Source organism: Paraburkholderia sp. RL17-368-BIF-A (assembly GCF_046054045.1).
Classification (GTDB): domain Bacteria; phylum Pseudomonadota; class Gammaproteobacteria; order Burkholderiales; family Burkholderiaceae; genus Paraburkholderia; species Paraburkholderia graminis.
On the sequence record NZ_JARESN010000003.1, the window covers coordinates 398,572 to 410,812 of the forward strand.

Sequence of the window (12,241 nt, forward strand, 5' to 3'; positions counted from 1 at the left end):
TGCGCCGGTAGTAAGTGTGAGTGGCGGGCTCGGACTCGGGCTCGATTGCGGCGGCTTCGGCAGACGGCGGCGGAAGCGTACGGCTCATGCAGTCGCTACGCAGGAAGAGCGCCTGTCGAAACACGCGGCGGTCGATGCGAAAACATCGCGGGCTTGTTCACGCTGAGGCATCGCGTGTCGCCCCACGCTCCGCGTCAAGTCACGAAAAACAGCAGAATCAGCCCCAGCAGCATGACGATCAGGCCGCCGATACGAATCTGATGCGTGGGCCGTTCCGCTATTCTACGGAACGTGTCGCGCCACGCGCTCGGAAAAACGAATGGGAACATCCCCTCGATAACCAGCATCAACGCGATCGCGAGCAGTAACGAGCCGACTATATCCATGCGAAAGAAGGGGCCGCGATGCGAATGCCGCGGCGTTCCGGGTTATTAGTGTTTGCGCGAGGCCGCGGAAGCGTCCGGGGCTGCGCCGCCGGTCGGACTACGCATGAAGCGGAAGAACTCGCTGCTCGGGTCGACCACGATCACGTCGCCTGGCTTGAAGGTGTTCCGGTACGCCTGCATGCTTTGATAGAACTGATAGAACTCCGGGTCGCTGCCGTACGCCTGCGCGGCGATCTCGGCGGCTTTCGCATCGCCCTCGCCCTTGATGGTTTGCGCCTGGCCGTAGCCGTTAGCCAGAATGGCCTGCTGCTGCGCGACGGCGTCGGCCTTGATCTTGTCGGCTTCGGCGGCGCCTTTCGCGCGTTCGTCGGCCGCGATCTGCTGGCGCTCGGCGATCATCCGCTTGTAGACCGAGTCGGCCATGGCGGCCGGAAAATCGACCCGCGTCAACTGCACGTCCACCACCGACACACCGAGCGACGCCGCCGTCTTGTCCATCGCACCGCGCGCTTCGTCGGCGAGTGTCTGCTGTTTGGCGAGCGCATCGGACAGTGTGTACTTGCCGAATGCGTCGCCGAGCGCGCCGCGCGCGACGAGCGCGAGACGCTCGGGCAGGCTTTGCACGTCGCCCTTCGTTTCGGCAAGCAGCTTCAGCGGATCGGTCACGCGATATTTGACGACCGGGTTCGCGAGCAAATCGTTCTTGTCGGCGGTCACGTAGCGGTCTTCGTCCGGCGCATCGAGCGACTGGATGCGGCTATCGACGAGCGTCACCGTTTGCAACGGCGGCGGCAGCTTCACGTGCAGTCCGGGCCCGAGCAACGCCGGCGCCGCGTCGCCGCGCGACGACAACACCGCCATATGACGCTGGTCGACGACGACCACCATCGACGAAGCGGCGAACAGCACGATGACAACCGCGATGACGAGCGCAATGATCTTGTTCATGTTCTGCGCTCCTTATTGAACGTCGTCTTCGCGCATACGGCTGCGGAAGGACTCGCGTGAACGCAGCGCGTCGCTGCTCGCCGCCGCGCGGCTTGCAGGCGTGGCGGCGGCTGCGGATGCGGACCCGGAAGCAGCCGTCGATGCGGCGGCAGCCGATGCGGCATTCGCCTGCGCCGCCACGGCACCCGACGAATTCGCCGGCTGCGACGCACCCGCCGCTGCGGCGCCCGATGCAGCCGCGGCTGCCGCGGCATCTGCCACACGCTGACGGTTCTGCTCGACGAGCTTGTCGAGCGGCAGATACAGCACGTTGTTGCCGCTCTTGTTGTCCACAAAGACCTTGGTCGTATTCGAATAGATCTGCTGCATGGTTTCCAGATACATGCGCTGACGAATCACAGCGGGCGCCTTCGAGTACTGCGCATAGACTTCCTTGAAGCGGTCCGCGTCGCCTTGCGCTTGCGCCACTGTCTTGTCGCTGTACTTCTTCGCGTCGTCGATCTGGCGCGCCACGTCCGCTTGTGCGCGCGGAAGAAGCTCGGCTGCATAGGCTTGCGCGTCGCGCTTCGCACGCTCGTTTTCCTGACGCACGCGCGCGGCGTCGTCGAACGCGGCCTGTACCTGGTCAGGCGCCTGCACCGCCTGGATTGTCACGCCGGTAACAGCGAGACCGGATTGGTATTGATCGAGCGATTTCTGGATTGCCGCGATCAATTGCTGGCGAATTGCTTCGCGATCCTGACCAAGAATGTCTTGTGTGCTGCGCGCGCCGACGATACCGCGCACCGCGGCCTGCGCGGCCTGCATCACGCTCTGGTCGGGATCGACGCTGCGGAAAAGGTAATCGGTCGGCTTGCGGATCTGGTACTGCACGGCGAAGCGAACGTCGACGATGTCCGCGTCGTGCGTCAGCATTGACGCGTCCTTCACGTTCGCAAGACGCACGACGTTGTTGCGGCCGATCTCCACCTGCCGAATCTGGCCGACATTGACGAGTTCGTGCGTTTCGAACGGATACGGCAAACGCCAGTGCACACCGTGCGCGGCCGTGTAGCGATATTTGCCGAACTGCATCACCACGCCGGCCTGGCCGTCCTGCACCACGAACACGCCGCTGCCGAGATAAATGGCGATCAGCACGCCGATCACGATGCCGACGCCGATGCGCGCGCCACGACCGTTGTCCGGACGGCCGCCGCCGGCACCGCCGCCCTTGCGGCCGAACATCCGGCTCAAACGACGGTTGAAATCCCGCCACATCTCGTCGAGATCGGGCGGACCTTCACCTTCCTTGGCCTGCGGCCGCTTGGGCTCGACGGGCCGCTGGCGCTCGCCATTGCCATCGCCACGGCCCCAGCGCGGATCGTTCAGTGAAAGCATGGCGCGCATGCGCAGCCAGATACTCCGCTCGTTGTAATCGTTCACCTGTGTTCGTTCACCAGAGTAGACAGCGGGTCAGTGCAATTGGAACGGGTCAGTGCCCGAGTTCTGGAACCTTGCGGTGCTCGCGTGGTGCTGCCGACCGGTCTTCTTCCGACGAGTCCAGCAGCGTGTCGGGAAGAGGTTCGGCAGTAGCGATCTCAGCGATGGCAGCGCGCAATGTGTCCAGCCCTTGCCCCGTGCGCGCGCTCAAAAAGACGCGCGAAATATTACCATACTCGTCTCGCTCGACCGCCTCGCCGCGGGCCGCCAATTCGGGCACCGCGTCGATCTTGTTGAACACGAGCACCTGCCGGATGGTGTCCGCACCGATTGCGTGCAACACCTCGTTCACCTGATCGATCTGATCGAGACGCACGGCGCTGGAAGCATCCACGACATGCAGCAGCAGATCCGCGTGGATCGTTTCTTCGAGCGTGGCGCGAAACGCCGCGACGAGTTGGTGAGGCAGTTCGCGGATGAAGCCGACCGTGTCGGACACCACCACCTGCCCCGCTTCGTCGCCGAGATAAACACGGCGCGAAGTCGTGTCGAGCGTGGCGAAAAGCTGATCGGCCGCGTACGCCTGCGCCTTCGTCAGCGCATTGAAGAGCGTGGACTTGCCCGCGTTCGTATAGCCGACGAGCGACACCGACATGGTCTGATTGCGCGAGCGCTGACGCCGCTGCGTGCCGTGCTGTCGGCGCAATTTTTCGAGCCGCGACTTGAGCGCCTTGATGCGCTCGCCGATCAGCCGGCGGTCGGTCTCGAGCTGCGTCTCACCAGGCCCGCGCAAGCCGATACCGCCTTTTTGCCGCTCGAGGTGGGTCCATGCGCGGATCAGCCGCGTGGACAGATACTGCAATTGCGCGAGTTCCACCTGCAGCTTGCCTTCGTGGCTGCGGGCGCGCTGCGCAAAAATATCGAGGATGAGACTCGTGCGATCGATCACGCGCCGATTAAGCGCTTGCTCCAGATTGCGCTGCTGGGCAGGCGCAAGAGCGTGATTGAAGATGACGAGTTCGATGTCGTTGGCCTCACACGCAAGGCGCAGTTCTTCGGCCTTGCCGCTGCCGACGAACATCTTCGCGTCGGGACTCGCCCGGCGCCCGGTGAGGGTGACTAGAGGATTCGCGCCCGCGCTTTGCGCGAGCAGGCTGAGTTCTTCGAGACTGGCTTCGAAATCGATCTTACCGAAGTCGATGCCGACAAGCGCTGCATTGATCAAATTGGAGGGTATCAAAATGAGGCGGCCGGAAGTAATCGCCAACGGGCGACGCTATGCCGGCCGCGACGGGGGTTAGGACTGTTCGGAATCCGGATGGAAATTCACCGGACGGGCTGGCACGACAGTCGAGATTGCGTGCTTGTAGACCATCTGGGTGACCGTATTCCTGAGCAACACGACGTACTGGTCGAACGATTCGATGTTCCCTTGAAGCTTGATGCCGTTGACCAGGTAGATCGACACCGGCACATGCTCTTTACGCAGTGCGTTCAAAAACGGGTCTTGTAACAATTGCCCTTTGTTGCTCATAGCAAACTCCGTATTTTTTTGCAGGTTGACTGAATTGACGACAGAAGAAAAGGTATCTGCCGTCAACCGCTACACTATAGCCGATTTTCGTTTTCGCGCGGGGCCCCTGCCGAAGCGGCCAAACCCAACGCACACGCGGGTTTCAGCCTTTGTCCGCGTAAGGGTTCGTCGACGATCTGAACTCTATTCGCAATGGAGTCCCGGTCAGCTTGAAAGTTTCCCGGAAGCGGTTTTCAAGGTAGCGTTTGTACGTTTCGGTGATCGCGTCGAGCGCGTTGCCGTGAATCACGATGATCGGCGGATTCTGTCCGCCCTGGTGCGCGTAACGCAATTTCGGCCGCACCGGACCGCGTCGGCGCGGCTGCTGAAACTCGACCGCCTCGATCAGCGCGCGCGTCAGCTTCGGTGTGGGCAGCTTCGACATTGCCGCGGCGTAGGCGTCGTCAACCGAGCGCATGAGCGGACCGATTCCCGTTTTTTCCGCAGCGGAAATGAAATGGAATTTGGCGAAGTCGAGGAATTTTAGTTTGCGTTCCAGATCGGCTTTCGTGCGTTCGCGCACATGCGAATCGAGCCCGTCCCATTTGTTCACGCCGACCACCAGCGCGCGGCCCTGCTCGACCACGAAGCCGGCAATGTGCGCGTCCTGTTCCGAAATATCCTGGCGCGCGTCGAGCAGCAGAATGACGACGTTGGCGTCCGAAATTGACTGCAGCGTTTTGACCACCGAAAACTTTTCGATCGCTTCGAATACCTTGCCGCGGCGGCGCAAACCTGCCGTGTCGATCAGCGTGTACGGCTTGCCCTGACGCTCGAAGTCGACGTAGATCGAATCGCGCGTGGTGCCGGGCATGTCGAATGCGATCACGCGCTCTTCGCCCACCAGCGCATTGATCAGCGTCGACTTGCCCACGTTCGGACGGCCGACGATCGCGATCTTCACGCCGCGCGCTTCCTTGTCCTCGTCGGTCTCTTCGGGCTGGCCCGCGTACGCGACGCCGAGCGCCTCGTTGATCATTTCGGTGACGCCGTCGCCGTGCGCGGCCGAAATCGCGCGCGGATCGCCGAGGCCGAGTTCGTAGAAGTCGGCGGCAACGGTGCTGTACTTCATCCCCTCGGCCTTGTTGACGACGAGGAAAATCGGCCGGCCCGTCTTGCGCAGATAGTCGGCGATCGACTTGTCTTGCGGCGCGAGACCATTGCGTCCGTCGACGATAAACACGACGATGTCCGACTCCTCCACCGCCTGGCGCGTCTGGCGCGCCATCTCGTGCAGGATGCCGTCTTTCGCGACCGGCTCGAAACCGCCGGTGTCGACGACGAGATACGGCCGCTCACCAGTGCGCCCTTCGCCGTAGTGGCGATCGCGGGTGAGGCCGGGCAAGTCGGCGACGAGCGCGTCACGCGAACGCGTGAGGCGGTTGAACAGCGTGGATTTCCCCACATTGGGGCGCCCGACGAGGGCAATAACGGGTTTCATCAGATGTTGTTCACGGTGAAACGCGGATCGGAATCGACCGTCCGCATGGCGACGCCATTGCGCCGCTACACGGCAGCGTTTGACGAAAATTATCACGAATTCGGCCAGCCCCGGATGCGCTGTCCAGATGCGCGCCGAGGCGGACGGGGGTTTGGCTGATGCGCAGCGTGATCGGCTGCGGGTCATGTCCTGGTGCAGGCGGTTCGTTCGCCGGCTGCGCTGCGTGTCTTGTGATGCGGCTGACTGCGCCGCTGACTATGCTGCTGACTGCGGCACTGACTGCGGCACCACCAGCAACAAGCGGCGTCACGCGTGCTGCTTTTGTTGATCGCTTGCGTGCATCGCTCGACTGCATCGCGTTCATGCGCTGCTGTGTTCGCCGTTCGCGGCCGATCGCTGTTATTCGCAGCGATTGTGCCGCTCGCTTTCGCAGCGCTTTTCGTTCTCACCGGCTCAGCCAGTCCGGTGGAATCGCTTACTTACCTCGCGATGTGGCACGCGCGATGTGCGTTGCCTGCACCGCCTGCCGGCGTCGGCGCACGCAAAGGCGCTACCACTACTACGCGCCTCAAAAAACGCGCGGCCGGCAAAGCCGGCCTGCGCGCTCGACAGCGCCCCCGCCAATCAGCGCGGACGGTAACCGTACAGGTCGCCGTCGCGCGTTTGCACGACGAGCGTCTCGCCGGCCAGCACGGGTGCCGCGCTAATCGCGCTACCGTCGGTCTTCATGCGTGCGACGAGCGTTCCGTCCTCGCGCGACAGGAAGTGCACGTAGCCCTGATAGTCGCCCAGCACCGCAGCGCGGCCAAGGATAAACGGCACGCCGAGTTCGCGGTTCTTCAGCTTGTCGTTCTTCCACAGCGGCGCGCCGGTGGTAACGTCGAACGCGGACACGACGGACCAGTCGTCCGGTGCGACGACCGCGCGATCGTCCTGCGCAAGACCGCTCGCGCTCGAGAACGCCTTTTCCCACAGCGCACGGCCCGAGTTCGCATCGAAACAGCCAATCTGACCTTGGAACGTCACCGCGCAGGTTTCCGAACCGACCAGCGTGGGCGGGCCGGTCACGTCGTTGATGCGCTCCACTTCCGTCACGCCCTTCGGATAGGACACCGGCGTTTGCCAGTACGTCTCACCCGTTTGCAGATTGATCGCCGAGAACGATCCGCCAGGGAAACCGGCCAGCACGGCCGCGTCGCCCGCGAACGTCATGCCCGACGACACGCGCAGGTTCAGCGGCACAGCGCGATTGCGGTAGTTCCACTTCTGCTCGCCGGTTTGCGCATTGAACGCGACGATCTGGCCGTCGACTGTACGCACGACCACGAGACCATTGCCGACGAGCGGCGGCGAGATGATTTCGCCGGGCGCCTTGGCCGTCCACAATTGCTTGCCGTCTGTGCCGAGCACATAGACGTCGCCCTTCAGACCGCCGACGGCCGTCAGCGTGCCGTCGCTGCCGACACCCGCGGAGATGTCGTCGTGCAGCTTGACTCGCCAGATGTCCTTGCCGGTTTGCGCGTCGATCTTCGCAACGGAGCCGTTCGCGCCGGCCGCGTACACGGCGTCGCCGATCGCAACCGGCGAGAACAGATAACGGCCTGCCTTGCCGACGCTCGTCTTCCAGGCTTGCTGTACGTCGAGCACGGGTTTGAACTCGGTGAGCGGCGTCGGCACGCGGCGCTCGTCTTTCGTAGATGAGCATGCCGCGAGAGCGAGGACGGTCATCGCACAGACAACGGGCACAGCGTAACGTTTCAGCAGATTCATCGGTGGACGAAGCATTCAGGAAATAGGTTAAAGAAAGGCCGGTTGATCTTGGCGCGCGACATTGCGCGCGCTGCTTAGCCGCCCAGCGCGTCCAGCTTGAACTGGATCAATTGGCGCTCCGAACTGTCGTTCTTCGGCAGCGATTCGAGCGCGAGCTTGTAGGCCGCGCGCGCGTCGTCACGCTTGCCCTGGGCGGCGAGCAGATCGCCGCGGCCGTTGGCCACGATGCCCTTGAACGCGTCGGATTGCGGTTCGGCGAGCAGTGCGAGGCCCTGGTCGTAAGCCTTCTCGTCGAGCAGCAGCGAAGCGAGGCGCAGCCTGGCGATCTGCTTGAACTCGTCGTCCTTCGCGTGATCGATGGTCCATTGCAACTGCGTTTTCGCGCCGGCTTCGTCGCCGGCTGCGTACAGCGCCTTGGCGGCGCCAAGCGCCGTCATTTGCGCGTACGCGGTGCGGCTGAACTTGTCTTCCATGTCGGCCGCGACGCGGCTGATCTTCGCCTTATCGCCCGATGCCACCGCCTGCTGTACCTGGTCGTACAGCACGGCGGCTTCCGCGGCCTGACGCCGCTGCCAGAAATTCCAGCCGTTCCAGCCGGCTGCGGCGACCAGCGCCACCAGCACGATCCACGTGGTTGCATTGCCCCACTGCGCCCACCATGCCTTCAGACCTTCAATCGATTCTTGTTCGTCGTGGTAACTCATTGCCCGGCGATTTCCTCTTTCTTGCTACGTGTGCGTGTCGAGTCTGATCGGTCACAAAACCGGCTCGACGACATCGCGATCAGTCGTCGCCGTCTTCGGCGGTTGCAACCATCGCATTGATTAGAAATTCGGTCAAGTCTTCGGCGGGCACGTTATGTTGCTCGTTTTTACCGCCGTTAGCATTTGTATCTCGCAGCGGTTTGACCCCGACCGTACCGTTCGCGATCTCGTCTTCGCCGAGCACCACGGCGAACGCGGCGCCGCTTGCGTCGGCGCGTTTCATCTGCGATTTGAAGCTCGCCGATTGACCGTCGGCGCTGCAATGCAGGATCACGTCGAGGCCGGTATCGCGCAGACGCTCGGCAATAATGAAGGCCTGCTCGCGCGCCGCATCGCCCTGGTGGACGACGTACACGTCGCAACCTTCGTCTTCGGGCACGAGCTGTTCTTCTTTCAGCAGCTCGAGAATCCGCTCGATGCCCATCGCCCAGCCGCATGCGGCCGTAGCCTTACCGCCGAGTTGCTCGATCAGCGGATCGTAACGGCCGCCCGCGGCGACCGTGCCTTGCGCGCCGAGCTTGTCCGTCACCCATTCGAACACGGTCAGATTGTAGTAATCGAGACCGCGCACGAGACGCGGATTGATCGTGAACGGAATGTTGTTCGCTTTGAGAATGCGCTGCAAACCTTCGAAGTGCGCGCGCGATTCCTCGCCGAGAAAGTCGATCAGCTTCGGCGCGTTTTGCGCGACTTCCTGGAGCGCGGGGTTCTTCGTATCGAGCACGCGCAGCGGGTTCGTGTAGAGACGCCGCTTTGCATCTTCGTCCAGCACGTCCATGTGCTTTTCGAGGTACGCAATGAGTTCGACGCGATGCGCCGCGCGCTCTTCCGCGAGACCCAGCGAATTGATCTCGAGCTTGATGCCCATGAGGCCGAGGTCGTCCCACAGCCGCTGGCACATCATGATGATTTCAGCGTCGGCGTCGGGGCCGGCAAAGCCGAGCGCTTCCACGCCGACCTGATGAAACTGCCGATAACGGCCGCGCTGCGGACGCTCGTGACGGAACATCGGGCCGATGTACCACAGACGCTTCGGCCCGTCGTACAGCATGTTGTGCTCGATCGCCGCACGCACCACCGCCGCCGTATTTTCCGGGCGCATCGTCAGATTTTCACCGTTCAACGCGTCGGTGAAGCTGTACATTTCTTTCTCGACGATATCCGTCACTTCGCCGATACCGCGCGTAAACAGCTGCGTATGTTCGACGATAGGCGTACGAATATTCTGGTATCCGTACGAACGCAGCATCGACTTGACGGTCGTTTCGAAAAATTCCCACAGCCCGGCTTCCTGCGGAAGGATGTCGTTCATGCCCTTCACGCCGGACAGCTTCTCGAGCTTTTTCTTCTGTTCAGTCATCTGTATGCGATAGCCGATGTTTAGTTGAGCGCCTCGGCGCGGCCATAGCGGCGCTCGACGTAGTCACTCACGATTTGCTGGAATTCTTGCGCGATGTTCTCGCCGCGCAGCGTCTTGACCTTCTCGCCGTCGATAAACACGGGCGCAGCCGGGTTCTCGCCCGAGCCCGGCAGGCTGATGCCGATGTTCGCCTGCTTCGACTCGCCCGGACCGTTGACGATGCAGCCCATCACCGCGACGTGCATTTTTTCGACGCCAGGATACTGGTCGCGCCACACCGGCATTTGCGTGCGCAGATAGGTCTGGATTTGCGACGCCAGTTCCTGGAACAGCGTGCTGGTCGTGCGACCGCAGCCGGGGCAGGCAATGACCATCGGCGTGAACGAGCGCAGACCCATGGTCTGCAAAATTTCCTGGCCGACGATCACTTCGCCGGTACGCGGCGCGCCCGGTTCAGGCGTGAGCGAAATGCGGATCGTGTCGCCGATGCCCTGCTGCAGCAGCACCGACAACGCCGCCGTCGACGCGACGATGCCCTTCGAGCCCATGCCCGCTTCCGTCAGACCGAGATGCAGCGCGAAATCGCAACGGCGCGCGAGCTCGCGGTACACCGCGATCAGGTCCTGCACGCCGCTCACCTTGCACGACAGAATGATCTGGTTGCGCGAGAGACCGAGTTCGACCGCCCGCTCCGCCGAGCCGATCGCCGACTGGATCAGCGCTTCGTACATCACGCTTTGCGCTTCCCACGGCGTGGAACGCGCGGCGTTTTCGTCCATCATCTTCGCGAGCAGGTCCTGGTCGAGACTGCCCCAGTTCACGCCGATACGCACCGGCTTGTCGTACTTCACCGCCGCTTCGATCATCTGCGCGAATTGCGTGTCGCGCTTCGCGCCGTGGCCGACATTGCCGGGGTTGATGCGGTACTTCGACAACGCCTCCGCGCACGCCGGGTAGTCGCGCAGCAGCAGGTGGCCGTTGTAATGAAAATCGCCGACGAGCGGCACCGATACGCCCATGCGGTCGAGCTGCTCGCGCACCGCCGGCACGGCCGCGGCCGCCTCCGGCGTGTTGACCGTGATGCGCACCAGTTCCGAACCGGCTTGCGCGAGTTCCTTGATCTGGATAGCGGTGCCGATGGCGTCGGCGGTGTCCGTGTTTGTCATCGACTGGACGCGCACCGGCGCGTCGCCGCCGATGGTGACGAGCTGGCCGCCCCAACGGACGTCGACCGCATGCGACTTGCGCCGCGGCGCCTGTCCGCCGAACACCGGCTCGTTTGACACGATCTTGCTACTGGATTGGGATTGAGCTTCGGATTGCATCGAAAAACCCATTTACGCCGCAGTCGCCGCAAAAATGCAGCGCCTGAATTGAAAAAGCGCCGCGGTCCGGTTGGCCGCGGCGCACACCGTCTGTATCAAGGCAGCGCGAAGCGCGCCACGTTGCCTTTCGCCGCCGCATATTTCGACGGATCGACCGGCTGGCCGTCGAGCGTAATCGACTCGAGACCCGCCTTGTTGCCGACCGTAACCTTCAAGGGCGCTTCGCCCGTCACTTCTTTTGTGTCGCCCGCACGCACGAGGCCGGAGAAGACTTCCTTACCGTCCTTGCCGCGCACGCTGAACCAGCTGTCCTGCGTGACGCGCAGCGCAACGATGGCCGAACCTGCCCGCGGCGCTGCAACTGCCGCCGATGCGCCCGCGACCACCGCCGGCGCGCTCGCCACAGGAGCAGAGGGCGCAGCAGGCGTAGCCGTGACGGGCGGCGCCGAAGCCGGCGCCGTGCCGGCAGCGAGCGGAGCGGGCATCGGTGTAGCCGACGACGCGCCTTGCGCCGCAGCGTCCGTCTCGGGCGCCGCCTCCTGAGCGGCTGCCTCCGAGCCGGCCGCCGGGCCTTGCGCGACAGCACCGGATGCACCAGTGGCGCCACCCGCGCCGCCGTTCGCGCTTGCTTTCAGGCGCGCGAGCCAAGCCGTGGAATCGCCGCCATTGGTATGCCACATGGCGAGCGCGATAACCGCGACGATCACCGCCGCGACGCCCCACAACCACGACCGGCTTCTTTGCGCGCCCCCGCCGAGCGACAGCGACACGCGGCCGCGCGGCAAATCCTTGCCCGATGAGGCCGGCATCGACAGATCCGGCGCAGGCACGCCCTTCTCGCGACGCAAAGCCTGCGTAAACGGCGTGGGATCGGCGCCGAGCATCTTCGCATAGCTGCGCACGACGCCGAGCGCAAACGTGGTGTCCGGCAAGTGGCTGATGTCGCCCGCTTCGAGCGCGCGCAATTTGGCGGGCGCCACCTTGAGGCGGGCAGAAACGTCTTCGATCGACCAGTTCTTCGATTCGCGCAGTTGCGTCAAGCGCGCGCCAACCGCCGCCAGCGAGTCCAGGCCCGGCTGCCCCACAGGCTGCACCACCGCCCGTGCGACAGATGCCGGGCGGCCTTCGTTCGTGTCTGTGTCCTGCGGCTGCGGGTGCTGCGGCTCACTCATCCCAAATCCTTTCGCGTCGATTCTTTTTTCACTGTGCGACCGGACCGGTCCAAACCTCATGTCCGAATCGCAGACCGTTT

General features: G+C 63.5%; 12 protein-coding genes. All 12 read right to left on the minus strand.

Annotated elements, in window-relative coordinates:
* Positions 1–194: 194 nt before the first annotated feature.
* The 12 genes from P0D87_RS07735 to P0D87_RS07790 all read right to left on the minus strand — a co-directional run bounded on the left by P0D87_RS07735 (position 195) and on the right by P0D87_RS07790 (position 12,161).
* Positions 195–386, minus strand: a complete 192-nt coding sequence (locus P0D87_RS07735) for a DUF2065 domain-containing protein (RefSeq protein WP_006051319.1) — start codon at positions 384–386, stop codon at positions 195–197.
* 45 nt (positions 387–431) lie between these two features.
* The gene (hflC, locus tag P0D87_RS07740) at positions 432–1,334 is read right to left on the minus strand and encodes a protease modulator HflC (protein WP_006051318.1); all 903 of its coding nucleotides are present in this window, start codon (positions 1,332–1,334) and stop codon (positions 432–434) included.
* Between the two features lie 12 nt (positions 1,335–1,346).
* Entirely contained in the window at positions 1,347–2,759 is a 1,413-nt protein-coding gene (gene hflK, locus P0D87_RS07745; RefSeq protein ID WP_053858425.1) for an FtsH protease activity modulator HflK, read from the minus strand.
* Positions 2,760–2,808: 49 nt separating this feature from the next.
* Positions 2,809–3,981, minus strand: coding sequence for a GTPase HflX (gene hflX, locus P0D87_RS07750; RefSeq protein WP_035569768.1), 1,173 nt, complete (start codon positions 3,979–3,981; stop codon positions 2,809–2,811).
* Positions 3,982–4,053: 72 nt separating this feature from the next.
* Complete coding sequence (gene hfq / locus P0D87_RS07755) at positions 4,054–4,290, minus strand: RNA chaperone Hfq (protein WP_006051315.1); 237 nt, start codon at positions 4,288–4,290, stop codon at positions 4,054–4,056.
* Between the two features lie 142 nt (positions 4,291–4,432).
* Complete coding sequence (gene der, locus P0D87_RS07760) at positions 4,433–5,770, minus strand: ribosome biogenesis GTPase Der (protein ID WP_029967444.1); 1,338 nt, start codon at positions 5,768–5,770, stop codon at positions 4,433–4,435.
* 10 nt (positions 5,771–5,780) lie between these two features.
* Positions 5,781–6,134 carry a hypothetical protein gene (locus P0D87_RS07765; protein WP_149029190.1) on the minus strand — a complete coding sequence of 118 codons (354 nt, stop codon included), beginning with the start codon at positions 6,132–6,134 and terminating at the stop codon, positions 5,781–5,783.
* 260 nt (positions 6,135–6,394) lie between these two features.
* Positions 6,395–7,540 carry an outer membrane protein assembly factor BamB gene (bamB, locus tag P0D87_RS07770; RefSeq protein ID WP_029967447.1) on the minus strand — a complete coding sequence of 382 codons (1,146 nt, stop codon included), beginning with the start codon at positions 7,538–7,540 and terminating at the stop codon, positions 6,395–6,397.
* Between the two features lie 74 nt (positions 7,541–7,614).
* Positions 7,615–8,244, minus strand: a complete 630-nt coding sequence (locus tag P0D87_RS07775) for a YfgM family protein (protein ID WP_053858426.1) — start codon at positions 8,242–8,244, stop codon at positions 7,615–7,617.
* 79 nt (positions 8,245–8,323) lie between these two features.
* The gene (hisS, locus tag P0D87_RS07780; RefSeq protein WP_053858427.1) at positions 8,324–9,664 is read right to left on the minus strand and encodes a histidine--tRNA ligase; all 1,341 of its coding nucleotides are present in this window, start codon (positions 9,662–9,664) and stop codon (positions 8,324–8,326) included.
* Positions 9,665–9,684: 20 nt separating this feature from the next.
* Positions 9,685–11,001 carry a flavodoxin-dependent (E)-4-hydroxy-3-methylbut-2-enyl-diphosphate synthase gene (ispG, locus tag P0D87_RS07785; RefSeq protein ID WP_053858428.1) on the minus strand — a complete coding sequence of 439 codons (1,317 nt, stop codon included), beginning with the start codon at positions 10,999–11,001 and terminating at the stop codon, positions 9,685–9,687.
* 83 nt (positions 11,002–11,084) lie between these two features.
* Entirely contained in the window at positions 11,085–12,161 is a 1,077-nt protein-coding gene (locus tag P0D87_RS07790) for a helix-turn-helix domain-containing protein (RefSeq protein WP_053858429.1), read from the minus strand.
* Positions 12,162–12,241 lie beyond the last annotated feature (80 nt).